The organism is Shinella sp. SUS2 (assembly GCF_001262505.1).
Taxonomy (GTDB): Bacteria; Pseudomonadota; Alphaproteobacteria; order Rhizobiales; family Rhizobiaceae; genus Shinella.
Map to the genome: position 1 here is coordinate 1 of NZ_KQ410751.1, position 20,230 is coordinate 20,230.

Here is a 20,230-nt window from a genome sequence, read left to right on the forward strand (position 1 = left end):
CGCCTGCTCCGCTCACCGGCAAGGCCGGTTCGCTGCGGCCGCGGCCGCGCCGTCCTCACGGCGCTGCGGCTGGAAAATGAGCTGCTCCATCGGGAAACGGGCAGTACGAGGAGCGCAGGATCTCGCTCGACGGTAGCCCGCCCCCATGCGAAGGGGTGGGCGCGTCCGTATCAGTGATCAGACGAGTTCCAGGTGAAGCCTGCGACCGACGGCATTGGCAGCGCGGACCAGCACGGCAAGAGTTACGCCCTGATAGTCGGGGTCAAGAAGCCGGTCGAGCTGCGATCGACTGGTGTGCAGCCGCTTCGCCATCTCGGCCTTGCCGATGTTCTGCTCTTTCATCGCCTGTTCAAGCTGATACGCGAGCACCCTTTTGATGGCGTGTTCGGTCGTTTCCTCGTAGGTGCCTTGTTCTTTCAGAAAATCCTCGAAGGAGTCGCCGAGAGAACCGCGTTCGATTTCCGTATTCATTTCAAACCTCTCATCCGTTGCTCGGCCAGCTTCAATTCGGGTTGCGGGGTCTTCTGCGTCTTTTTGATGAATCCGTGCAACAGGGCCATGTGGCCGTCATGCACGCAAAACAGAACCCGCGAAATCCGGCCGCCTGGTAGATTGGTGCGAATTTCCCAAAGCCCATTGGTCCCGCTCATTGGGCGGCAGAGGGGCATGCCAATCGGCCAACCGAATTCGGCCGTCCTGATATCGTCGCCGATGATCTTGCGATCCTCCTCGGACAGGTCCAGCAACCATTCCCGCACGGGCTGACGTCCGGATTCCGAGCGATAGAACTTTGCCGGTGATGTACCATAGTTGGTACATCGGCGCAACGAATTTCAAGAGGGGCGCATATCGCTGGTAGGGCAGGGGCCACCGGCCGGAGGTGGACGATTAGCCCTGCATCCGATCAAACGTATCTAGGAATGATCGTGCGCGCGGCTTTTTGAAACCAGGTTGAAGAGCTGTGCGATGACGTCGGTCGTGTAGACCTGCTCCCCGTCACGTTCATAGCTGGAATTCGAGATCCGGGATTCGACATAGACAAGGTCGCCTTGCCCGACGTTGCCTTCGATCCACTCGGCCTGTTTCTTGTCGAGGATCGTCACCTGGACCCAGTCGGTCGCGTTTTTCCGATCCCCATCCGCCATCCATTCGCGATTGGTCGCGATGTTCACTTTCAACACATTTTTGAGCGGTATCATATTGCCGACATGGCCAAGAAGGGTGTGACGGTTGACAGTTCGCATGGATTTAAACCTTCCTTAACTGCTCGAAACCGTTTATTTGTGCAACTCGAACCAATGCCGCTCGGTTTGGCCAGAGGTGTCATTCTTGATGTCGAAATAGTAAGGCTCTGACCTGAGCGGTCGGGACATGGAGACCGTTTGTATGCAGCTTCGCTGCCGATCAGAGTTATAGAGACCGTGCGTATTGCCCTGGCAAACGTTGACTGTCTTGACGCACAAGTCGCCGTTCCTGGCGAAGCCATTGCGGTCCCTGCTGCTTCCGACCTGATAGCCCTCCGGGCATTCCGCATACCTCTCGTAGCCCGGCGCTCCCGTGCCTCCTTCGGGGCAGGTCGGCCAATCGAACCCCGGTTTCTTCATCGCGAAGATAAGCCGGTTCATCGACGGATGGCAGGCGGGCACGCCCCTCCAGGATGGATTGGACGACGAAGCGCACAGCAGGACTTCGCAACCCCACTCGCTTGCGAAAGCCGGGGAGGGAAACACGGCGGCCGTCAGAAGCATTCCGACGATGACGTTGACGGGTGTGGCTTTGGCAGACATCGGCAACCTTCTCATCCAACATACTAATTCGTAAATTATAGTTTATCCGACGATGGCGAGCAAGCGTAAGAAGCCTGACACTGATCTTGGCACGATGATCCTGCGAAACATGGCGATGGTCATGGAGCGCGAGCGGGAGAAGCGTGAGCTGACGAAAAAAGAGATGGCCCGCGTCTGTGAGATCACCAGTCCCTTTTATTTCGCTATTCTCAACGCGACAGCGAACCCTTCCCTGCAGGTCATCACCAGGATCAGCACGAATTTGAAGGTTCCGCTGCAAGAGCTGATGATGGGTGTCAAATCCAGCGACGGTTGACATAGATCGTCCGCACGGCTTCGCCGCCGTGCTGACGCAGTTGCGCGTTTCGTAAACTATATTTAATTACCGCCCCTAGGTGTTTCATGCCGAACACGGCATTCGGACAAAAGGGGATCAACATCTTGAAGTACCCGGTGATATCAGCGCTGCTCCTGGCGGCGTCCACGGCGTCGGCTGCAGACAATCCAATGTGGCTTAGCAGCTTCACCTGGTCCTGCGCGTTTTCGACGGTCATTCGATGCGAGCGGGCGACCGATTGCGCATCGAGCGGGGAGGCGGGCAAGATCGCGGTGGCTTATCGCGAGAACCAGTGGATCGATCCGCAGGGAAAGACCCATCCGATCAAGCGCCACTATGTGCAGACCGTCGCCGGCAGTCCGATCGGCAGTGAGGTGAAGATCGAACTCGATACAAACGAGGTGATCTGGCTTTCACCGGCCGATGCGGCCGGAACATTTTCGGACAACTGGATCGGTGCGATGCTTTCGCCGAAAGCCGGCGTGATCGTGCAGGAGCTTCGGCCGCTGATCTGCAAGCCGATAAAATAGGTCTCAGCCATTGTGGCGTTCAGCTCTTCTGCCATGGCTGGGCCTCATGCGACCTGACGCCCGTGGTTGAACCTTAACGCCCAGGCGCCGATGGTCTGGCTGTTGTCGGCGCGCGTTGCTCTCAGCCGGGAGAAGCCCGGCACGAGTGTCGGCTTCGCGTCGAAGGTCACCGGGATCGAGTAGATGTCCGCTGCGTAACGGTTCTGGAACCTGGCCTCGGCCTTTTCGACGAAGATCGGTCCGATATCCCTGAATATCGACAGCAGAATGAGGACGATCCCCGTGCCTGCAACGACCAGTGACGTGCCAAACGGGGTTATCATGTAATCAAAGGCGGTCGCGAAAGCGTAAATCGTCGAAGGCAGAAGCAAGACGAGGGCGAAGAGCGTTTTTTCCCACCAGAACCTCGGTGCGCGCGGGAGTTCTTTTTTCGCCTCATCCATATCGGATCTCCTTCAAAGTCTTTTGTCGACGAAAAACATAGACGAAGGGAGGTAGCGGATCAATTCACGCAGGTGCCTAAACGATCAAATTGATACGTTATAACATATCGCATAAGTTCTATTATGGAACCGCGGCTTATATCGCTCGCGAAACAATGACAGCATTTTCAGCGTGCTGCAGGCCTCATAGTAGTCGGAGCAACTCACAACGCCGTCAGGTGTAGGCCGGTGCACATTCTCGACAACCCGCTGCGACAATCTGGTCATCGAACCCCGTTGTAATTTCTTCATTATATATTATATTATATTGTATAATGTATCGAAACATGGAGTCAGGCATGTCTGCCATCAAGATTTCTGAGAAGCTATCGGTCTCGCCGCAGCCGAGCGTCGACGTCATTCGGTCCCTGCGCAGCTTGGGGTTCACGACGCTGATCAACAACCGACCGGACGCCGAAGACGCTCTCCAGCCGGGAACGGACGCCGAAAAACAGGCGGGCGAGCATTGCGGCCTGTCCTACTCTTTCGTTCCTGTCACGCTCGGCACGATCACCGAAGCGGACGTGCGGTCGTTCCAGAAGGCGCTCGACGACTCCGGCGGACCGGTTTTCGCACACTGCAAGTCCGGCACGAGATCTCTCAGCCTGTACCTGATCGGGGAGGTCCTCGACGGCCGGATGGCTGCTGAGGACGTCGTCGAATTCGGACGAGCCAACGGCTTCGACACTAGTGCAGCTGCGGCATGGCTCGAGCAGAACGCAACGCGTCGCCCGAAGGTGATGGGCTTCTTCGACAGGCGCACCTGGAGCGTCCAGTATGTTGTGTCCGATCCAGCGACGGGCAAGTGCGCCATCATCGATCCAGTGCTCGATTTCGACGAGAAGGCCGGAGCCACTGGCACCATAAACGCCGACGCGATCCTCGACTATGTCCGGGAGAATGGCCTGACGGTGGAGTGGATCCTCGATACCCACCCACATGCCGACCATTTCTCCGCGGCCCAGTATTTGAAGGAGAAGACCGGTGGCAGAACCGCGATCGGCGAACGCGTTGTCGATGTTCAGAAGCTCTGGAAGGAGATCTACAACTGGCCTGAGCTAGCGATCGACGGCTCGCAATGGGACCGGCTTTTCGCACATGGTGAGACGTTCAAGGTCGGCTCCATCGACACCAAGGTGATGTTCTCGCCAGGGCATACACTTGCCTCGATCACCTATGTGGTCGGCGACGCGGCCTTCGTTCATGACACGCTGTTTATGCCCGACAGCGGCACGGCGCGCGCCGACTTCCCCGGCGGTGATGTCCGCATCCTATGGAAGTCGATTCAGGATATCCTCGCTCTCCCGGACGAGACACGCATCTTCACCGGACACGACTACCAGCCGGACGGCCGTGCTCCGCGCTGGGAAAGCACCGTGGCCGAGCAGAAGAAATTCAACGAGCATCTTGCTGGCGTGACAGAAGAACAGTTCGTGACGCTCCGGACGAAGCGTGACAAGACGCTGCCCATGCCGAAGCTCATCCTGCATGCCCTGCAGGTGAACATCCGCGGTGGGCGACTGCCGGAGCCGGAAGCGAACGGCAAGCGCTACCTGAAGTTTCCGCTCGACGCATTGCAGGGAGCCGCATGGGAATGAGCACCGACTCAGAGAAAATGATGAAGGCGCGGCTCTCTCCCGCCGAGATGGCGGGCCGAGCCGGAGCCGTCGCCGATCTTCTGAAGACGTTGTCCCACCAGGCGCGTCTGATGATCGTATGCACGCTGGTCGAGGGCGAGTTCTCGGTCGGCGAACTCGAGGAAAAGCTTGACGTCCATCAGCCGCATCTTTCGCAGCATCTGACCGTGCTGCGGAGCTCTGGCATCGTCGAAACCCGGCGGGAGGGAAAGCAGATCTTCTACCGCCTGACCGAGGAGAAAGCCGCACAGCTGGTCTCCGCCCTCTATGACATCTTCTGCGTAAAGGAAGAGACATGAGCATCTATTTCCAGTCGCTGAGCGGCGGCATGTTGATCGGCGCCTCCGCGGTCATGCTCCTGCTCTTGAACGGCCGGATTGCCGGCATCAGCGGCATTGTCGGGCGTCTGGCTCAAGGCGTCGGCCTGACCACCAATCTTGCGTTCGTTCTTGGCCTCCTGCTCGGGCCGCTCGTCTACCTGCTGGTCATTGGTGGCTGGCCGACTGTTGAGATCATCACAGCCTGGCCGCTGATCATCGTGGCCGGACTGCTGGTCGGCTTCGGCTCGCGGATGGGATCCGGCTGCACCAGCGGACACGGCGTGCTCGGGCTTGCCCGCCTGTCGCCGCGATCGATGGTGGCCGTTGCCACATTCCTGTCCGCGGGCGTGGTCGCGGTCGCCATTCTACGAGGTTTCGGACTATGAACAGGACCATCTATCAGTTCGGCGCCGCCCTCTTATCCGGCATCGTCTTCGGCTTCGGCCTGTCGCTTTCGGGCATGCTCAATCCGGTTCGCGTCCGAGGCTTCCTTGACGTCTTCGGCAACTGGGATCCAAGTCTTGCCTTCGTCCTCGGCGGCGCCGTCGCTGTCGCCTTCATCGGCGTTCAGGTGATGAAGAAGATGCGCCATCCCACCTTCGACGACAGTTTCCATGTGCCCACGACCCGGAAGATCGACGCGCCGCTGCTCATCGGATCGGCCTTGTTCGGAATTGGCTGGGGGATCGGCGGCTTCTGTCCCGGCCCTGCAGTCGCCTCCCTATCGGTTGGCATCCCACAAACGGTGTTGTTCGTCGCCGCCATGTTAATCGGTATGGCAGTCTACGACAGAGCGTGGAGCAGAAGAACATGATTGGTTCCGTTCTAGCGGCTGTCGGCTCCGGCGGGATCGTCGGCTTCATGCTCGGCCTTCTCGGCGGCGGCGGCTCGATCCTGGCGACCCCGCTCCTCCTCTACGTCGTCGGAGTCGCGCAGCCTCATGTCGCGATTGGAACCGGTGCGCTTGCAGTTTCGGTCAACGCTTTCGCGAACTTTACGAGCCACGCAATCAAGGGACACGTCTGGTGGCGGTGCGCCGCGGTGTTTGCAGCGCTCGGCGTCCTCGGCGCGCTAGCAGGCTCCAGCCTCGGAAAGGCGATGGACGGAGACCGACTGATTCTCCTGTTCGGCATTCTGATGGTCGTCGTCGGCGCCCTGATGCTTAAGCCCAGGAAGCCGCCGTCGGTCGAAAGCCGGCCGATCGACCTTAAGATGTGCTTTGTCACAGCAGCCGTGGCGCTGGCCGCCGGAGCGGCGTCAGGCTTCTTCGGGATCGGCGGGGGGTTCCTGATTGTGCCAGGTCTGATGCTGGCAACCGGCATGCCGATGATCAATGCGATCGGCACGTCGCTTCTGTCCGTCGGCGCCTTCGGACTGGCGACCGCGCTGAACTATGCGGCATCCGGGCTGGTGGACTGGTGGCTTGCAACGGAGTTCATCGGTGGAGGCATCGCAGGCGGCATCCTCGGAATGAGGCTGGCAACTCGACTGAGTGGCTACAAGAACACACTCAACCGTCTGTTCGCGGCGCTCATCTTCGTCGTCGCTGGCTACATCTTCTACCGAAGCTGGGGGCCGACGATGGCTTGATCACAATGTCCGCCACGGTGCCTCTGTGCGTGGCGTTCCACTCACGACGCCGGGAATAATGGGCGCTACAGACAAGGTGCTACCTTGGGTCCAACGCTCCGACATACGCAGGTTGCAGCGTTCAGACGCTATGCCTTTCTGCTTATGCCAACTGTCCGTTCAAATTGGGGGGCGACACGAGAGCCTTTCGGGGCTAATTCACAATTGGCGCGATTATTGGCGCTCTTGGAGGACTCATCGGGCTCGGCGGCGCGGAGTTCCGCCTCCCAATCCTGATCGGGCTCTTCAACTTTGCAGCGCTTGAGGCTGTCATCCTCAACAAAGCGATGAGCCTCGTGGTCGTTGCGACCGCGCTTCCTTTTCGGGCAGGAACCGTTCCGTTCAGCGCCGTCGCCGACAATTGGCCGATCGTCCTCAATCTTCTCGCCGGAAGCCTGATCGGCGCCTGGTTCGGCGCAGGCTGGGCGACAAAGCTGCGGTCGGAGACGCTCTACAAGGTTATCGCCATCATGCTCGTGGCAATCGCGATCGTCCTGGTGTTCGGGCACGACGCGACAGCCGGCCAACCGATGTTGACCGGCGTCAGCCAGCTCATCGCGGGTGTTTTCGCCGGCTTCATCATAGGCATCGTCGCATCACTGCTGGGAGTAGCGGGCGGCGAACTACTGATCCCGACACTGGTTCTCCTCTTTGGAGCGGACATCAAGCTCGGTGGCAGCCTTTCGCTTGCCATAAGCCTGCCAACCATGCTGGTCGGGTTCACTCGCTATAGCCGTGATCGGAGCTTCTCTGTTATCAGCCGCAACAAGGCCTTTCTCTTGATCATGGCTGCCGGTTCGATTGTCGGCACCTTTGTCGGCGGCTTGCTTCTCGGGATCGTTCCGAACGCGGTACTGCTGCCAGCCCTAGCGATCATCTTGCTGATCTCCGCAGTGAAGGTGTGGCGGCATTAGTGGCTCGCGGGCGCCAAAATTGCGATGGTTTGCTATCGAGGCCCGCCGCGCTGAGGTAGAATTGAAGGCTTCGCAAGGCGGACCTCGCCAAAAACGCCGCGGGAAAAACAAAGGGGGTCCGCATAACTGAGTTCACCGAACCGGCCGAGAAAGGCAAAAAAAACGCAAGGATTAGTGGCTATTTCGCAAGATCGCGGAGCTGATCTTTGCTATTGTCGGCATCTGGCGGGCCACCGATTAGGTCGGTGAGGCCTTCACCATGCCGCCCGGCCCCGATATCGCTCCCTACCACGATCGGCAAATCGTGATCCTTGAGCGAAACACCTGGGCGGACTGGCTCGACCCTTCCGTCTCCGCAAAATCGCTGATCAGGCCGCTTCCGCCCGTGCCCTGTCCGTGCAGCACGTCGGCTGATGTGCCTGTCCTTCCCGCTTAGCCATGCCTATCCCGCCCGCGAGGTCCGCGTCGAAGACACCGAGCCGCCGGACATATTCGTGGTGGAGCTTCGCGGCGGTATCGAAATGATAGGCGAGAGGTAATCAGATGGAACGCTCGCGGCGACCCGCATGATCCGCCGGGCGCACCTTCCAGTAATGCCGAAGGGCGCTCGACCCATTCGGAGAGCGCCCTTCCGAACCGTATGGTTGCGAACGCGCGACGGCTACCGTCGCCGCGATAAATGAGGAAAGACTTCCGGCAAATCAAATCCTTCCAGATTACAAATCGCCTGCAGCGGCGCATCGAGGCAAGCATCGCAGATGCCGCACCCGTCGTCGTCCATTGCCCGATCAGCGTTTCCGCAGCAGATACAGGCCACAGCCGGTCGGGTTGCCTTGGCGCACCGCCGCGGCAACATAATTTCAGCCGCGTCGGAAATGAGAGTTTCGATAGGGATGGTCTTCATCGCGGGTGTCTCCAACGATCTCTAGCAAGAGATAGGAGCGCCCAAAATCTTTGCAATGGCCCGTTAAAACGTGTCCGTCTTCACCGGGGCGTCGGGGAAATTGCTGGACCCGCTCACGGTGCAATCGTCGCCCGGCTGGAACTTCTGCGGCCGTTCCTGCCCCCGATCCTCTCGGCGAACGTGGAGCGCATGCTCGCAATCCGAGGTAAGGCCTCCGGAGGCGGAACGGGGCGGCTGACCCGGCCCTTTGGCAGGCCCTACGCGATACTTGACCAGGATCAATATCTACCGCGCTATCGGCGCTATGCTTCCGACCGCTTACCTGGACCGGAAGGAATCTACGCGTGGTTTATCGATCCATTCTCGTCAATCTCGATATCGACCGGCCGTTCGAGCCGATAACGGAGGCCGCCATCGATTTGGCATCCCGCTCGGGCGCGCGGCTCGTCGGGCTTTGCGCCGCCGAAACGCTCGCAGAGCGCATGGAGGAGGCCCGCGCCGCGTTCCTCCATCTGGCGGCAAACAGGATCGAGGCGGAATGGCGCGGCGAAACAATGGCGCCGACCGAGGCGGTCGTGGCCGCCGCCCGTATCGCAGATCTCGTATTGATGGCGGCCGAAGAGCGCGCGGACCCGGCGGCCATCGTCCTGCGCGCCGGCCGGCCGCTGCTGGTGGTCGGGAGGGACCGGGACGCGATTGCGACAAGAAAGATCGTCATCGGCTGGAAGGACACCCGTGAGGCCCGCCGCGCGATTGCCGATGCACTTCCCCTGCTATCGGTCGCCTATGACGTCGCCGTCGTTTCCGTTTCCCCGGAGCCCGCACCGGCCGAGAGGCAGAGCCTCGCCGATATCGTTTCCTATCTCGCCCGGCACAATGTAAAAGCCAGGCCGCAGATGATCAAAAGCGCCGACGAAACGATCGGCTTTCTGCAATTCGTCGACGAAAGCGACGCCGATATCGTCGTCACCGGCGCCTATGGTCACAGCCGCCTGCGGGAATGGGTGTTCGGCGGAATCACGGGTCTGCTTCTCGAAGAGAACACGCGCACCCGCTTCCTGTCCTGTTGATCCGCAGAACGCGGCCGGCGCCTATACCGGCGTGTCGGCCGGCGACGTGGCCGCAACCGGTGGCGACGTCGCCAACCCGTCCTCCAGCGCACGGACGGATGCGGCCCTGTCCACTGGCCGCCGGATCGGATCCGACAACAGCCGCAAGCCGTTGAGGACCACGAGCACGGTCCCGCCTTCATGTCCGACCACCGCCAGCGGCAGCGGCAGATCGAAGAACAACCCGCCCGTTACCAGCACCAGCATGGCGCCGATCGCGACGACGAGGTTCTGCCGGATGATCGCGGCGGTCCGTCGTGCCAGACGCTGCGCATCGGCCAGCTTCTTCATGTCTTCCGACAATAGGGCGACATCGGCGGCCTGAAGGGCGACATCCGAGCCGGCCGCGCCCATGGCGATGCCGACATCGGCGCGGGCAAGAGCGGCCGCGTCATTGACGCCGTCGCCGACGAAGGCCACCGTGCCGCCGCTCGCCAGGTCCCCCACATGGCGCACCTTGTCTTGCGGCAGCATTTCGGCGTGGATCTCGTCGGGAGCAAGGCCGAGCTGCCCGCCAATCCGCAGGGCCACCGGCCGGCGGTCTCCGGTCATCATGACGATGCGGCGCACGCCGCCGGCCCGCAGCGCGGCGAGCGCCGGGGCCGAGCTCGCCCTCGCCTCGTCCGCCACTCCGACGGCGCCGAGGACAGCCGGTCCTCGTCCCAGATAGACGACGGTCTCGGCGCTGTCGGTCAGTTCCCGAAGCCGGGCGTGATCAACCGACGCCCCCATGTCCCGAACGAGATGAAGATTGCCGGCCCAGAGGACACCAAGCGCATCCGACCCGACGATCCCTGCGCTTGGGCGCGCGCTGACATCCACGACATGCGCCGGCGCGATGCCACGTGCAGCCGCCTCCCGGCGGATGGCCGCCGCGACATGATGCTCGGAATGGGCTTCGAGCCCGGCGAGCAACGACAGGAAGCCGCATTCGTCCGCGTCCAGCGCGACGATCCGCGTCACGGCCGCCCGGCCGTTGGTGAGGGTGCCGGTCTTGTCGAAGGCGAAGATATTGACGGCGGCCAGCGTTTCGAGCGCGCCGCCGCCCTTGAACAGAACGCCGCCGCGCGCGGCCGCCGAAAGCGCCGACAGGATCGCCGCCGGTACCGATATGACGATCGCGCAGGGGCTGGCGGCGACCAGCAGCGTCGCGGCCCGATAAAGCGCCTGCTCCCAATCGCGCCCGACCCCATAGAAAACGGCGAAGGCGAGAGCGGCGCCGAGGAGAACCGCGACGGTATAACGCTGTCCGAACCAGGCGCTGAAACGCTCGGAGGGGGCCTTGGCCTCCTGGGCCTCCGTGACCAGCCGGATCATGCGGGCGATCGTGCTATCGCCGATCGTTCTTGCGACCTCCACCTCCAGAATGCCGTCCAGATTGACGGTGGCCTCGAACACCTGCTGGCCCGGCTCCTTGGAAACGGGCATGGATTCGCCGGTGATATTGGCCTCGTCGATGCCACCACGTCCCAGCAGGATGACGCCATCGGCCGGCACGCGGGCGCCGGGCCGCAGGATCACGACATCCCCGACGGCAAGCTCCGCTGCGGGAACCTCCAGCACCGAGCCATCGGCCTGCCTGCGGAACGCCGTTTCGGGACGAAGCGCCATTAGCGCCTCGACGGCGCGGCGCGCGCGGCCGAGCGCCTGATGCTCGAGCGTTGTCGACACGCTGAACAGCGTCAGTAGCACCGCACCTTCGAACGGCGCTCCGACGACGGCCGCGGCAACCGCGGCAACCACCATCAGGAGGTCGATATCGAGGACATGCTGCCGCCACAGGGCCAGAAGCGCGCTCCCCGTCGCCGGCAGTCCGCCGGCGAGATAGACGAGCGCCAGCCCCGGCCAGCGCAGGACGGCAAGCCCCTCGGCCGGCGGCCAGGTTCCAGCCGTGGCGAGGACCATGCCCAGCACCGTCAGCAGCGACATCACCGTGGGCGTATCGAACGACAGGCGTTTCATGATCAGACCGCCCGGCCGACAAGCGCGCCGATGGCTGCGGTCGACGCCATGGCGACCGCGCCCCAGAAGACGACCCGGACGGTCGGCTTCCAGATGCCAGCACCACCGGCACGCGCGCCGATCGCGCCGAGGACGGCAAGCCCGATGAGACAGGCAACGGACACAGCCCAGACGACCGTTCCCGACGGCGCCAGCAGGGCGACCGCCAGCGGCAGGGCCGCGCCCGTCGCGAAGGTCACCGCCGATGTCAGCGCCGCCTGGACAGGCCGCGCCATTACTTGGCTCGACAGGCCGAGTTCGTCCCGTGCATGGGCTTCGAAGGCGTCCTTCACCATCATTTGTTCGGCAACCTGGCGGGCAAGATCCGGTGAGACGCCACGCTGCTCGTAGATCGCGGTAAGCTCGGCCAGCTCCGCCTCCGGCTGGGTGGCCAGCTCGTGGCGCTCGCGCGCCATGTCGGCCTGTTCCGTATCGGCTTGCGAGCTGACGGAGACATATTCCCCCGCCGCCATCGACATCGCGCCGGCCACCAAACCGGCGACACCGGCGACGAGGATTTCCTGCGATGCCGCGGTCGCCGCCGCGACACCGACGATGAGGCTCGACGTCGAGATCAGCCCGTCATTGGCGCCCAGCACCGCCGCGCGGAGCCAGCCGATACGTTCGATGAGGTGGCTTTCCTTGTGAACGGCGCGCATAACATCTCCGATTTCAGCAGATCTACTGTGGTTGCATTATGACGTCAGGCATGTATTTAGAATAATTCTAAATACATGCCATATAGACAGCCGCACATCAACCTTCGCGGCGCTTCCTTCCCGTCACCATGGCGCGCACGAGGTTTTCCCGGTGCTCGACGCTGGCGAAGACGACGCCGGCGATGTGCAGGGCAATCAGCCCGATGGTCGAATAGACCAGGAGCTTATGCGTATCCTCCACGCAGCCGACACCCCAATAGGCATCCGTGGTCATCATGTAGCCGGTGGTCACGATACCGGACACCGCAACGAGCAGCAGGACGACCATCGCGCCCCCCGCCGGATTGTGGCCGAGATACCGCTTGGCGCGGAAGGCGAGGCTGTCACGGAGGAACGCTAGGATCGTCGGAGGAGAATAGAGGAAGTTGGCGAAGCGGGCGTGATGCGGCCCGAGCAGCCCCCAGACCAGGCGCAGGGCGATCAGCCCTGCGATGGCATAGCCGGAGAGGATATGAGCCTTCTTCCATTCGTCGCCGGTAACGAAGGAAAAAACGAAGAGGCAGACAAGCGACCAGTGAAAGACCCGCACGAGCGGGTCCCACACCTTGACGCTTTCCCCCGCCCCGCTGGTTCGGGAGAGTGGCGCCATCATTCCGCTCCTTCCGAGCCGACCGGTTCACCGGTCTGCGGATTGAAGATCGTCTCGACCTTGGCGCCCTTGGCATCGATCGCATAGACCTCGTAGCAGCCGTTCTCGACCTTTATCCGCCGGACGTCGAGGCCCGGATTCGTCTTGACATCGAAAACATATCCGATATTCTGGATATATGGATAATATCACAGCAATCGCAGCGCTCGGCGCCTTGGCACAGACCACGCGACTGGAGACCTTCCGGCTTCTGGTGCGGCACGAACCCGATGGCATCCCGGCCGGCGAACTCGCCCGCCTTATCGATGTACCGCAAAACACCATGTCGGCGCATCTCGCAACGCTTTCGCGGGCAGGCTTGGTGACGAGCGAGCGGCAGAGCAGATCGATCATCTACCGGGCCGACCTCAATGGCTTGCGCGAGCTGACGCTGTTCCTCCTCAAAGACTGCTGCGGCGGATCGACGGAGCTTTGCGCTCCGCTCATCGCCGAGTTGACGCCGTGCTGCGCCCCGGAGGCGAAGGTGTTATGAGCGCGATCAGGTTGGAGCAGATTGAGGGCAACGACGCTGGCCTCAAGGCAGCCTTGACGGAAGCGCATCTGCCCACCGACGACATCGAGGATCATGGTCGCACCTTCTTCAGGGCGCAGTCATCGGACGGCAGGGCTGTCGGTTTCATCGGTGTTGAGCGCTGCGGCGACGATTTTCTCCTCCGTTCGGTCGTCGTGCTTCCCGATCATCGGGGGCAAGGACTGGGAAGCGTTTTGGTCGAGCGGGCGGTGGCGGGTCTCGATCAGGCCGGCGACGTCTTCCTTGCCACGACGAGTGCAGCGCCGTTCTTCACGCGCATCGGATTTTCTGAATTCCAGCGGGACAGCGTTCCCGCAGCCGTGTTGGCGACCCGTCAGCTTTCCTCCATCTGCCCATCGTCGGCGACCATCATGAGGCTCACCCGGCCGCCGGCCTAACCACGGACCACGACCATGACCGACAAGACCTACAACGTGCTGTTCCTCTGCACGGGCAATTCCGCTCGTTCTATTCTCGCCGAATCCATTCTCAACAAGGAGGGCGGCGGACGATTCAAAGCCTTCTCCGCCGGCAGCCAGCCGAAGGGCGAAGTCAATCCGCATGCCCTGAAGGAGCTGGAAGCGCTGGGCTATCCATCGACGGGCTTCTCGTCGAAGAGCTGGGATGTGTTCGCGGAGCCCGGCGCGCCGCAGATGGATTTCATCTTCACCGTCTGCGACAGCGCCGCCGGCGAAGCCTGCCCGGTCTGGATCGGCCATCCGATGACCGCCCATTGGGGTGTCGAAGACCCCGCCGCCGTCGCTGGCTCGGACATCGAGATCCAGCGCGCCTTCGCTCAGGCCGCGCGTTTCCTCAAGAACCGGATCGCGGCGTTCGTCAGCCTGCCGCTGGCATCCTTCGATCACATGGCGCTTGAGACCAAGCTTCGCCAGATCGGTGCGATGGAAGGTTCGACGTCGCCGCAAGGAAAGTCCGCCTGATGTCCACGTTCGAGCGTTATCTGACCATCTGGGTGTTCCTGTGCATCATCGCCGGTGTCGCCCTCGGCCATCTCATGCCCGGTCTCTTTCAGATCATCGGCGCGGCCGAGGTCGCCAAGGTGAACATTCCCGTCGCGATCCTGATCTGGCTGATGATCATTCCGATGCTGCTTAAGATCGATTTCCGGTCTCTGGCGCAGGTCGGCACCTACTGGCGCGGTATCGGCGTGACCTTGTTCATCAACTGGGCCGTCAAGCCGTTCTCCATGGCCGTCCTCGGTTGGCTGTTCATCGGTTGGCTGTTCCGCCCATACCTGCCTGCCGACCAGATCGACTCCTATATCGCCGGACTGATCATTCTCGCCGCGGCTCCCTGCACCGCTATGGTGTTCGTCTGGAGCAACCTGACGCGCGGGGAGCCATTGTTCACGCTGTCTCAGGTCGCGTTGAACGATGCCATCATGGTCGTCGCATTTGCTCCGATCGTTGGCTTGCTGCTCGGCCTCTCCGCGATCACCGTGCCTTGGGATACGCTCGTTCTTTCCGTCGCCCTCTATATCGTCGTGCCCGTCATTATCGCGCAGGTCATCCGCCGCCGCCTCACGGTTGGCGGTAAGGCCCGGGCACTGGATGGCGTGCTGGCAAGGTTGCAGCCGATCTCACTGGTGGCGCTACTTGCGACGCTGGTTCTGCTCTTCGCCTTTCAGGGTGAACAGATCATCGCCCAGCCAGCCGTCATCGGCTTGCTCGCCGTGCCGATCCTGATCCAAGTCTATCTGAACTCCGGGCTGGCTTATCTACTCAACCGGATGACCGGTGAGCGGCATTGCATTGCCGGCCCGTCAGCCCTGATCGGCGCCAGCAATTTCTTCGAGCTTGCAGTTGCCGCAGCCATCAGCCTGTTCGGCTTCCAGTCCGGCGCAGCACTCGCCACCGTCGTTGGCGTTCTCATCGAGGTTCCGGTCATGCTCTCGGTCGTGTGGATCGTGAACCGCTCGAAAGATTGGTACGAGGCCGCCCCCGCTGTTTCCAGAACCACCGCCACCGAAAGGCACTGACCATGGACGCGACCATCTATCACAACCCCGCCTGCGGGACGTCCCGCAACACGCTGGCGCTGATCCGCGCTGCCGGGATCAAACCTGTTGTCATCGAGTATTTGCAGCACCCGCCGACGCGCGAGCAGCTTGCGACGATGATCGCGGACGCTGGCTTGAACGTTCGGGAAGCCATTCGCGAGAAAGGCACGCCTTATGCCGAACTCGGTCTGGACAACCCAGACCTGACTGACGAGCAGTTGCTCGACGCGATGATCGCAACGCCGATCCTGATCAATCGCCCCTTCGTCGTGACACCGCTCGGCACCCGGCTCGCCCGTCCGTCCGAGGCGGTGCTCGACATCCTGCCCGACACCTTCAGGGGACCGTTCTTCAAGGAGGACGGTGAACAGATCCTCGACCAGGAAGGAAAGCGCATTGCCTGACACTTTCCCAGCACTGCAGGGCGATCACCTATATTCGACAGATCTCGATGCCCTGCGTCCGGCGTTCTCAACGCATAAGCCGCGCATCCTGATCCTCTACGGCTCGCTGCGTGAGGTGTCGTATAGCCGCCTGCTCGCATTCGAGGTCCGCCGGCTGCTCGAACGCCTTGGATGCGAGGTTCGTATCTTTGACCCGAAGGGCCTGCCGCTCCCTGACGAAGCGCCGGCGAGCCATCCGAAGGTGCAAGAATTGCGCGATCTTTCGCAATGGTCGGAAGGGCAGGTCTGGGTGAGCCCGGAACGCCACGGCGCGATGACCGGGATAATGAAGTCCCAGATCGACTGGATTCCGCTCTCGGTCGGATCGGTCCGGCCGACGCAGGGCAAAACGCTTGCCGTTATGGAGGTGTCGGGCGGTAGCCAGTCCTTCAATGCAGTGAACCAGATGCGCATTCTCGGCCGCTGGATGCGGATGATCACCATCCCCAACCAGTCCTCCGTCGCCAAGGCCTATCAGGAATTCGACGCCGACGGCCGGATGAAGCCCTCGTCCTATTACGACCGGGTCGTGGACGTCTGCGAAGAACTGGTGAAGTTCACCATTCTCACGCGCGATGCTTCGGCCTATCTCACCGACCGCTACAGCGAGCGCAAGGAACAGGCGGCCGAGCTTGAGAAGCGGGTATCGCTGCGGTCAATTTGACGGGCTTGGCGAGGTGACGAGGCTCCGCTTCGTCGCCATCGCTACCGCGACAAACGCCGCAATACCGATCGAGCCAAGCGCGGCGCTCAGGACGAGCGATGCGCCTATGCCGAACTGCTCCATCGTCGCCGCGAAGGCAAACGGCGCTGCTGCGCCGGCAGCCAGCCGCGAGGCGGCCATCTTGCCGGTGAGCGCACCATAGCCATCCGAGCCGAACAGGTAGAGCGGTAAGCTTCCCTGCGCGATGCTGTTGATGCCCGATCCGAGGCCGAGGCAGATCGAGAAGGCGACCGCGCCGGGGAGCCAGTTGCCGGACAGCGCCAGAATAACGACGCTCAGCACCATGAAGACTGCGGAGAGAACCGCGAGGCCCGGCGGCGCGAGGCGCGTTCCAAAGATCATGTTGATCAGGCGGCTAAGAACCTGCGCCGGACCGAACAGGGAGCCGATGCCGACGGCGGCACTTCCGAAGCCAAGCGACCCGAGCATCGGCACCATATGCGCCAGCATCGCGCCAAGGGTGAAGCTCAGCAGCGCGAATGCAGCCGACACGACGACCACCGTACCGCGCCGACGCTCGCGCGGAACAGCTCCGACGACAGGCTCGCGCATAGGTCTTTGCCCGCCGGCTGCCGCTACCTTTCCCTTCCGCATGATCCAGACATGGAACGGCATACAGACAGCAAGATTGAGCACGGCATAGACGAGGTAGATTTCCCGCCACGAGAGATAGCCGAGCAGCGCCGTGGCAATCGGCCAGAAGATCGTCGAGGCAAATCCCGCGATCAGGGTGAGATAAGTGATGCTGCGTGACGCTGACCGGGGATCGGCCTCGACCAGTGCCGCGAAAGCGGCTTGGTACTGGACCATGCCGGACGATATCTCCAACAGGACGATGGCCAGCGCGAAGACTGCCACCGATGGCGACCAGGCGCACAAGATCAAGGTCAGTGCGGACAATGCCGAGCCGATCGCCATGACCGTCGCGGCGCCGATGCGATCCATCTGCCGGCCGATATAGGGCGCTGACAGGCCGCCAACGAACAGCGAGGTCGAGAAGACCGCAAAAACCTGCGCGACGGTGATGCCGAGATCCGCGGCCATGCCAGGCGCCAGGATGCTGAAGCTGTAGTAGAGGGTGCCGTAGCCGATGATCTGGGTCAGGCCGAGTGCGGCAACAATGCCGACAGGTACCTTCCGATCACGCAATGACGTCGCCCTCGCTCCGGGCAACATCCGTCTTGCAGCAGCCATCGGATCGCTCGACACCCTCTCGGACCATCGGATGGCCAGCGCAGCAGTCCTCCATCAGGAATTTTACGAGATCGGCCAGCGCATCGTAGCTGGCGCTATAGACGATCGAGCGAGATTCTCGCCGCTGCGCGATAAGGCCCGATCGCTCCAGCTCTTTCAGATGGAACGACACATTTGAGGGCGAGACGCCCATGCGCTCGGCGATCAGCCCGGCGGCCAACCCATCCGGTCCGGCGACGACCAGCGTGCGGACGATGGCGAGGCGGGTTTCCTGCGACAGGGCCGCGAATGATGTGAGGGCTTGACACTCATTCATATTTCAATAATCCTTGAATCATTGAACAATAGGAGTATCGCACATGAATGCGATCGACAAGGCTGTTTCGTCCGATATCACGCTTGGCCAGCTTCTTGACGGCCTTGCGGCTGCGCCCGAGGCGTCGCTGGTGTTTCTCTACGATGGTCAGCCGGTGAAGGCAGGCTATCATGTCACCGAGGTCAAGGCGGGTGCATTCTCGGCGCTCGACTGCGGTGCCAATCCGGAAGCCTGGTCGGAGATGTTCGTCCAGCTCTGGGATATCTACGAGGACGGCAGGAGCCACATGCCTGCAGGAAAGTTCTCCGCGATCATCCGCAAGGTTTCTGATCACGTTCGGCTCGATCCGGCGGCCAAGCTCACCTTTGAGGTCAGCGATGGGAAGCGGCCGATGGCGCTCTATTGCGCATCGTCGCCGCGCTTGGCAGACGGCAGGTTAGAGGTGGCGCTGGCGGCGCGGCCGTCGAGCTGCAAGCCGCGCGACCGATGGCTGGCGGAGCAGGCGACCGCAACGAACTCTTGCTGCGCGCCGGCAACGGGCGGCTCAAAGTGCTGCGCCTGACGGTCGCGCCTTCTAGGATCGCAGAAAGTCGCGGATGCCGAGACCAGCCTTGGCGTCTCTTTCGTAGCGACACACCACATGCATATGGGCATGGAAGATGTGCTGGCCGCCGGTGGCTCCGACATTCCATCCGATCGTAAAGCCGACGGGCTGGAACTGATCAAGCCGGCGTTTCGCCTCAACGAGCACTACACCGAGGACCATTCTTCCCAGCTGAACTCGAATGGAGTCTCGACATGACGGAACGGAATGATCATCGCGGACGGCTTCGGCAAGGTGGGCTTCAGCATCATGTATTGCGAGCGGTGCTCCACTTCCACTAGCCGGAAGTTCGATGACCAGAGGTTCCGTGAAACCAGCGCAATGCTATTCCAAAGCCCTCACTCCCCTATCAAGGCATGTATCCCCGCGCCAGTAAGGCACATTTGCACGCGCTCCCCATCGATGATGAACCGCGCCTCGCAGCGAGAATGAAATAATTTCAATCGTGGGGATCAGATTTCTGAGGGGGGTGCCGACGCAATCGACAGCAATTCCGTCGTCCGATTTTCTCCGTGGCGAAAACCCTGCATGCTCCTTCAGCCATCGAAGCCAACGACCACAGACGATCCTGATCGTGTTGGGGCGGCTCCAAAATCCGTTGATCCGGTTCTCGGACACGCTGATCAGCCCCATTCGCAAGGCATCCCGAATGGCATACCGCGCTGTTGTGCATCCGACGCCAGCGCGTGCGGCGATCTCAGGGAGAGACATATTCGATCTTCCACGGTCCATCACCGCTCGGGCAATGACCGAAAGCACGGCAAGCTTGCTGATTGTCAACCTTCCGGCGATGCAAGTCGGGATGATGCAGTTTTTGGCGAGCGAGCGGCGGCGCACCCAGGATGCAGCTCGCCTGTCTGCGGGAATTGACGGGCGTCGGTGAACCGGCTTGGCCGTCGTCGGTCTTAGATGACCAATCGGATCGCCCAGACGCCAAGGTTGCGCGCGGATCGCGCGCCGCTGATGCTCGATGACCGGGGCTAGATATGCCATCTCGCGGTCGTCTACGAGCCCCTCCCCATTCAGTATCCAGGCGGATTTCGCGCAGTCGTCAATCTGCTGGAGGGTGCGCGCGGCGAGTAGGCGCGACAATAGGTTCGGCCCGTAGGCCGCTGGTGATGCAACAAGCATTTTCTCTCCTCGTTGTGGTCAGCGGAGAGAAATCCAGGACGCAGGACGCACGTATTCGTGGCAAGAATTAACTTGCAGCGGCCTCATCAATGTGCGAAAAAATCATTGGCTATAAGACTTTTGCGCACATCTCCGTGTGTCACTGAACCCGTCTCTCCGAGGCGGGTTTTATTTTGTCTACGGCATGAAACCTCCCTGGCTCATTCGCCCACAAGGCGAGTCACCAAGTTAATTATAATTTACTCGCCGGACAAACATAATCAGCGGCT

At 61.7% G+C, this 20,230-nt stretch carries 31 protein-coding genes and 1 pseudogene; 18 read left to right on the forward strand and 14 right to left on the reverse strand.

Going from position 1 to position 20,230, the window contains the following annotated elements:
• Nucleotides 1-177: 177 nt before the first annotated feature.
• The 4 genes from AKG11_RS29140 to AKG11_RS29155 form a co-directional block, all read right to left on the reverse strand.
• Nucleotides 178-471, reverse strand: coding sequence for a helix-turn-helix domain-containing protein (locus AKG11_RS29140; protein WP_050746454.1), 294 nt, complete (start codon nt 469-471; stop codon nt 178-180).
• Entirely contained in the window at nt 468-758 is a 291-nt protein-coding gene (locus AKG11_RS29145; RefSeq protein WP_197284034.1) for a type II toxin-antitoxin system RelE/ParE family toxin, read from the reverse strand. Before AKG11_RS29145 ends, AKG11_RS29140 begins: the two co-directional genes overlap by 4 nt.
• Before the next feature lie 156 nt (nt 759-914).
• Nucleotides 915-1,244: a single-stranded DNA-binding protein gene (locus AKG11_RS29150; RefSeq protein ID WP_050746456.1), complete on the reverse strand. Its 330-nt coding sequence runs from the start codon at nt 1,242-1,244 to the stop codon at nt 915-917.
• Between the two features lie 33 nt (nt 1,245-1,277).
• A complete protein-coding gene (locus tag AKG11_RS29155) occupies nt 1,278-1,787 on the reverse strand; it encodes a hypothetical protein (protein ID WP_050746457.1) in 510 nt (169 codons plus the stop codon).
• A gap of 52 nt (nt 1,788-1,839) precedes the next feature.
• Between AKG11_RS29155 and AKG11_RS29160 the strand changes: the two genes are divergently transcribed.
• A complete protein-coding gene (locus AKG11_RS29160; protein WP_050746458.1) occupies nt 1,840-2,103 on the forward strand; it encodes a helix-turn-helix domain-containing protein in 264 nt (87 codons plus the stop codon).
• Nucleotides 2,104-2,189: 86 nt separating this feature from the next.
• A complete protein-coding gene (locus AKG11_RS29165) occupies nt 2,190-2,654 on the forward strand; it encodes a hypothetical protein (protein WP_156334156.1) in 465 nt (154 codons plus the stop codon).
• Nucleotides 2,655-2,698: 44 nt separating this feature from the next.
• Here AKG11_RS29165 and AKG11_RS29170 read toward each other — a convergent pair whose 3' ends face one another.
• Nucleotides 2,699-3,097 carry a hypothetical protein gene (locus AKG11_RS29170; protein WP_050746460.1) on the reverse strand — a complete coding sequence of 133 codons (399 nt, stop codon included), beginning with the start codon at nt 3,095-3,097 and terminating at the stop codon, nt 2,699-2,701.
• Nucleotides 3,098-3,435: 338 nt separating this feature from the next.
• On the opposite strand from AKG11_RS29170, the gene blh reads away from it, so the two are divergent.
• The 7 genes and pseudogenes from blh to AKG11_RS35880 form a co-directional block, all read left to right on the forward strand.
• Nucleotides 3,436-4,734 (forward strand): bifunctional sulfur transferase/dioxygenase Blh, encoded by a 1,299-nt coding sequence (gene blh, locus AKG11_RS29175; RefSeq protein WP_050746461.1) that lies wholly within the window; start codon nt 3,436-3,438, stop codon nt 4,732-4,734.
• Nucleotides 4,725-5,072: a sulfite-sensing transcriptional repressor BigR gene (gene bigR, locus AKG11_RS29180; RefSeq protein ID WP_088016576.1), complete on the forward strand. Its 348-nt coding sequence runs from the start codon at nt 4,725-4,727 to the stop codon at nt 5,070-5,072. Before blh ends, bigR begins: the two co-directional genes overlap by 10 nt.
• Entirely contained in the window at nt 5,069-5,479 is a 411-nt protein-coding gene (locus tag AKG11_RS29185; RefSeq protein ID WP_050746463.1) for a YeeE/YedE family protein, read from the forward strand. The genes bigR and AKG11_RS29185 overlap by 4 nt, the downstream gene beginning before the upstream one ends.
• Entirely contained in the window at nt 5,476-5,907 is a 432-nt protein-coding gene (locus AKG11_RS29190; protein WP_050746464.1) for a YeeE/YedE family protein, read from the forward strand. The genes AKG11_RS29185 and AKG11_RS29190 overlap by 4 nt, the downstream gene beginning before the upstream one ends.
• Nucleotides 5,904-6,683 (forward strand): sulfite exporter TauE/SafE family protein, encoded by a 780-nt coding sequence (locus tag AKG11_RS29195; protein WP_197284035.1) that lies wholly within the window; start codon nt 5,904-5,906, stop codon nt 6,681-6,683. Before AKG11_RS29190 ends, AKG11_RS29195 begins: the two co-directional genes overlap by 4 nt.
• A gap of 203 nt (nt 6,684-6,886) precedes the next feature.
• Nucleotides 6,887-7,636 carry a sulfite exporter TauE/SafE family protein gene (locus tag AKG11_RS29200; RefSeq protein WP_082342766.1) on the forward strand — a complete coding sequence of 250 codons (750 nt, stop codon included), beginning with the start codon at nt 6,887-6,889 and terminating at the stop codon, nt 7,634-7,636.
• 128 nt (nt 7,637-7,764) lie between these two features.
• Nucleotides 7,765-8,050 (forward strand): annotated as a pseudogene (locus AKG11_RS35880) (SOS response-associated peptidase family protein); the annotation flags it as partial.
• A 247-nt stretch (nt 8,051-8,297) separates the two neighbouring features.
• On the opposite strand, the gene AKG11_RS33895 reads toward AKG11_RS35880, so the two are convergent.
• Nucleotides 8,298-8,540, reverse strand: a complete 243-nt coding sequence (locus AKG11_RS33895; RefSeq protein ID WP_082342768.1) for a hypothetical protein — start codon at nt 8,538-8,540, stop codon at nt 8,298-8,300.
• A 344-nt stretch (nt 8,541-8,884) separates the two neighbouring features.
• Here AKG11_RS33895 and AKG11_RS29205 point away from each other — a divergent pair, with 344 nt between their 5' ends.
• Entirely contained in the window at nt 8,885-9,610 is a 726-nt protein-coding gene (locus AKG11_RS29205; protein WP_050746467.1) for a universal stress protein, read from the forward strand.
• Between the two features lie 21 nt (nt 9,611-9,631).
• Here AKG11_RS29205 and AKG11_RS29210 read toward each other — a convergent pair whose 3' ends face one another.
• The 4 genes from AKG11_RS29210 to AKG11_RS35725 form a co-directional block, all read right to left on the reverse strand.
• Nucleotides 9,632-11,611: a heavy metal translocating P-type ATPase gene (locus AKG11_RS29210; RefSeq protein ID WP_082342770.1), complete on the reverse strand. Its 1,980-nt coding sequence runs from the start codon at nt 11,609-11,611 to the stop codon at nt 9,632-9,634.
• Nucleotides 11,612-11,613: 2 nt separating this feature from the next.
• Nucleotides 11,614-12,309 (reverse strand): VIT1/CCC1 transporter family protein, encoded by a 696-nt coding sequence (locus AKG11_RS29215; RefSeq protein WP_050746469.1) that lies wholly within the window; start codon nt 12,307-12,309, stop codon nt 11,614-11,616.
• 97 nt (nt 12,310-12,406) lie between these two features.
• Entirely contained in the window at nt 12,407-12,961 is a 555-nt protein-coding gene (locus AKG11_RS29220) for a cytochrome b/b6 domain-containing protein (protein WP_082342772.1), read from the reverse strand.
• Nucleotides 12,958-13,134: a PepSY domain-containing protein gene (locus AKG11_RS35725; protein WP_082342786.1), complete on the reverse strand. Its 177-nt coding sequence runs from the start codon at nt 13,132-13,134 to the stop codon at nt 12,958-12,960. Before AKG11_RS35725 ends, AKG11_RS29220 begins: the two co-directional genes overlap by 4 nt.
• A gap of 2 nt (nt 13,135-13,136) precedes the next feature.
• Between AKG11_RS35725 and AKG11_RS29225 the strand changes: the two genes are divergently transcribed.
• The 6 genes from AKG11_RS29225 to arsH are packed head-to-tail and all read left to right on the forward strand — an operon-like array spanning nt 13,137 to nt 16,656.
• Nucleotides 13,137-13,490, forward strand: a complete 354-nt coding sequence (locus AKG11_RS29225; protein ID WP_050746470.1) for an ArsR/SmtB family transcription factor — start codon at nt 13,137-13,139, stop codon at nt 13,488-13,490.
• Nucleotides 13,487-13,927: an arsenic resistance N-acetyltransferase ArsN2 gene (arsN2, locus tag AKG11_RS29230; RefSeq protein WP_050746471.1), complete on the forward strand. Its 441-nt coding sequence runs from the start codon at nt 13,487-13,489 to the stop codon at nt 13,925-13,927. Before AKG11_RS29225 ends, arsN2 begins: the two co-directional genes overlap by 4 nt.
• A gap of 15 nt (nt 13,928-13,942) precedes the next feature.
• On the forward strand, nt 13,943-14,470 hold the full coding sequence (locus tag AKG11_RS29235; RefSeq protein WP_050746472.1) for an arsenate reductase ArsC: 528 nt from the start codon (nt 13,943-13,945) through the stop codon (nt 14,468-14,470).
• Entirely contained in the window at nt 14,470-15,528 is a 1,059-nt protein-coding gene (gene arsB / locus AKG11_RS29240) for an ACR3 family arsenite efflux transporter (RefSeq protein WP_050746473.1), read from the forward strand. Before AKG11_RS29235 ends, arsB begins: the two co-directional genes overlap by 1 nt.
• Before the next feature lie 2 nt (nt 15,529-15,530).
• Nucleotides 15,531-15,953: an arsenate reductase (glutaredoxin) gene (gene arsC, locus AKG11_RS29245; protein ID WP_050746474.1), complete on the forward strand. Its 423-nt coding sequence runs from the start codon at nt 15,531-15,533 to the stop codon at nt 15,951-15,953.
• Nucleotides 15,946-16,656: an arsenical resistance protein ArsH gene (gene arsH, locus AKG11_RS29250; protein ID WP_278026467.1), complete on the forward strand. Its 711-nt coding sequence runs from the start codon at nt 15,946-15,948 to the stop codon at nt 16,654-16,656. The genes arsC and arsH overlap by 8 nt, the downstream gene beginning before the upstream one ends.
• Here arsH and arsK read toward each other — a convergent pair.
• Both arsK and AKG11_RS29260 read right to left on the reverse strand, forming a co-directional pair.
• A complete protein-coding gene (gene arsK, locus AKG11_RS29255) occupies nt 16,648-17,892 on the reverse strand; it encodes an arsenite efflux MFS transporter ArsK (protein ID WP_088016577.1) in 1,245 nt (414 codons plus the stop codon). The genes arsH and arsK overlap by 9 nt on opposite strands.
• Nucleotides 17,858-18,226, reverse strand: a complete 369-nt coding sequence (locus AKG11_RS29260) for an ArsR/SmtB family transcription factor (RefSeq protein ID WP_050746476.1) — start codon at nt 18,224-18,226, stop codon at nt 17,858-17,860. The genes arsK and AKG11_RS29260 overlap by 35 nt, the downstream gene beginning before the upstream one ends.
• A 43-nt stretch (nt 18,227-18,269) precedes the next feature.
• Here AKG11_RS29260 and AKG11_RS29265 point away from each other — a divergent pair, with 43 nt between their 5' ends.
• Nucleotides 18,270-18,788 carry a DUF6428 family protein gene (locus tag AKG11_RS29265; RefSeq protein ID WP_050746477.1) on the forward strand — a complete coding sequence of 173 codons (519 nt, stop codon included), beginning with the start codon at nt 18,270-18,272 and terminating at the stop codon, nt 18,786-18,788.
• Nucleotides 18,789-18,800: 12 nt separating this feature from the next.
• Here AKG11_RS29265 and AKG11_RS35885 read toward each other — a convergent pair whose 3' ends face one another.
• Entirely contained in the window at nt 18,801-18,923 is a 123-nt protein-coding gene (locus AKG11_RS35885) for an HIT family protein (RefSeq protein WP_226923756.1), read from the reverse strand.
• Here AKG11_RS35885 and AKG11_RS35500 point away from each other — a divergent pair.
• Complete coding sequence (locus tag AKG11_RS35500) at nt 18,879-19,028, forward strand: hypothetical protein (protein ID WP_226923758.1); 150 nt, start codon at nt 18,879-18,881, stop codon at nt 19,026-19,028. The genes AKG11_RS35885 and AKG11_RS35500 overlap by 45 nt on opposite strands.
• Nucleotides 19,029-19,154: 126 nt before the next feature.
• Here AKG11_RS35500 and AKG11_RS34770 read toward each other — a convergent pair whose 3' ends face one another.
• Nucleotides 19,155-19,961 carry a hypothetical protein gene (locus tag AKG11_RS34770; protein WP_156334158.1) on the reverse strand — a complete coding sequence of 269 codons (807 nt, stop codon included), beginning with the start codon at nt 19,959-19,961 and terminating at the stop codon, nt 19,155-19,157.
• Nucleotides 19,962-20,230: the final 269 nt, after the last annotated feature.

Excerpts from the sequence above, each read along its gene's own strand:
- AKG11_RS34770 (WP_156334158.1), bottom strand. The coding sequence starts at position 19,961 with ATGCTTGTTGCATCACCAGCGGCCTACGGGCCGAACCTATTGTCGCGC.
- AKG11_RS29260 (WP_050746476.1), bottom strand. The coding sequence starts at position 18,226 with ATGAATGAGTGTCAAGCCCTCACATCATTCGCGGCCCTGTCGCAGGAA.
- AKG11_RS29220 (WP_082342772.1), bottom strand. The coding sequence starts at position 12,961 with ATGATGGCGCCACTCTCCCGAACCAGCGGGGCGGGGGAAAGCGTCAAG.
- AKG11_RS29155 (WP_050746457.1), bottom strand. The coding sequence starts at position 1,787 with ATGTCTGCCAAAGCCACACCCGTCAACGTCATCGTCGGAATGCTTCTG.
- arsC (WP_050746474.1), top strand. The coding sequence starts at position 15,531 with ATGGACGCGACCATCTATCACAACCCCGCCTGCGGGACGTCCCGCAAC.
- AKG11_RS29195 (WP_197284035.1), top strand. The coding sequence starts at position 5,904 with ATGATTGGTTCCGTTCTAGCGGCTGTCGGCTCCGGCGGGATCGTCGGC.
- AKG11_RS29265 (WP_050746477.1), top strand. The coding sequence starts at position 18,270 with ATGAATGCGATCGACAAGGCTGTTTCGTCCGATATCACGCTTGGCCAG.
- arsK (WP_088016577.1), bottom strand. The coding sequence starts at position 17,892 with ATGTTGCCCGGAGCGAGGGCGACGTCATTGCGTGATCGGAAGGTACCT.
- AKG11_RS33895 (WP_082342768.1), bottom strand. The coding sequence starts at position 8,540 with ATGAAGACCATCCCTATCGAAACTCTCATTTCCGACGCGGCTGAAATT.
- blh (WP_050746461.1), top strand. The coding sequence starts at position 3,436 with ATGTCTGCCATCAAGATTTCTGAGAAGCTATCGGTCTCGCCGCAGCCG.
- AKG11_RS35500 (WP_226923758.1), top strand. The coding sequence starts at position 18,879 with ATGGAAGATGTGCTGGCCGCCGGTGGCTCCGACATTCCATCCGATCGT.
- AKG11_RS29170 (WP_050746460.1), bottom strand. The coding sequence starts at position 3,097 with ATGGATGAGGCGAAAAAAGAACTCCCGCGCGCACCGAGGTTCTGGTGG.
- AKG11_RS29225 (WP_050746470.1), top strand. The coding sequence starts at position 13,137 with ATGGATAATATCACAGCAATCGCAGCGCTCGGCGCCTTGGCACAGACC.
- AKG11_RS29210 (WP_082342770.1), bottom strand. The coding sequence starts at position 11,611 with ATGAAACGCCTGTCGTTCGATACGCCCACGGTGATGTCGCTGCTGACG.
- arsB (WP_050746473.1), top strand. The coding sequence starts at position 14,470 with ATGTCCACGTTCGAGCGTTATCTGACCATCTGGGTGTTCCTGTGCATC.
- AKG11_RS29215 (WP_050746469.1), bottom strand. The coding sequence starts at position 12,309 with ATGCGCGCCGTTCACAAGGAAAGCCACCTCATCGAACGTATCGGCTGG.
- AKG11_RS29150 (WP_050746456.1), bottom strand. The coding sequence starts at position 1,244 with ATGCGAACTGTCAACCGTCACACCCTTCTTGGCCATGTCGGCAATATG.
- AKG11_RS29140 (WP_050746454.1), bottom strand. The coding sequence starts at position 471 with ATGAATACGGAAATCGAACGCGGTTCTCTCGGCGACTCCTTCGAGGAT.
- AKG11_RS29165 (WP_156334156.1), top strand. The coding sequence starts at position 2,190 with ATGCCGAACACGGCATTCGGACAAAAGGGGATCAACATCTTGAAGTAC.
- bigR (WP_088016576.1), top strand. The coding sequence starts at position 4,725 with ATGGGAATGAGCACCGACTCAGAGAAAATGATGAAGGCGCGGCTCTCT.
- AKG11_RS29235 (WP_050746472.1), top strand. The coding sequence starts at position 13,943 with ATGACCGACAAGACCTACAACGTGCTGTTCCTCTGCACGGGCAATTCC.
- AKG11_RS29190 (WP_050746464.1), top strand. The coding sequence starts at position 5,476 with ATGAACAGGACCATCTATCAGTTCGGCGCCGCCCTCTTATCCGGCATC.
- AKG11_RS29185 (WP_050746463.1), top strand. The coding sequence starts at position 5,069 with ATGAGCATCTATTTCCAGTCGCTGAGCGGCGGCATGTTGATCGGCGCC.
- arsN2 (WP_050746471.1), top strand. The coding sequence starts at position 13,487 with ATGAGCGCGATCAGGTTGGAGCAGATTGAGGGCAACGACGCTGGCCTC.
- AKG11_RS29160 (WP_050746458.1), top strand. The coding sequence starts at position 1,840 with ATGGCGAGCAAGCGTAAGAAGCCTGACACTGATCTTGGCACGATGATC.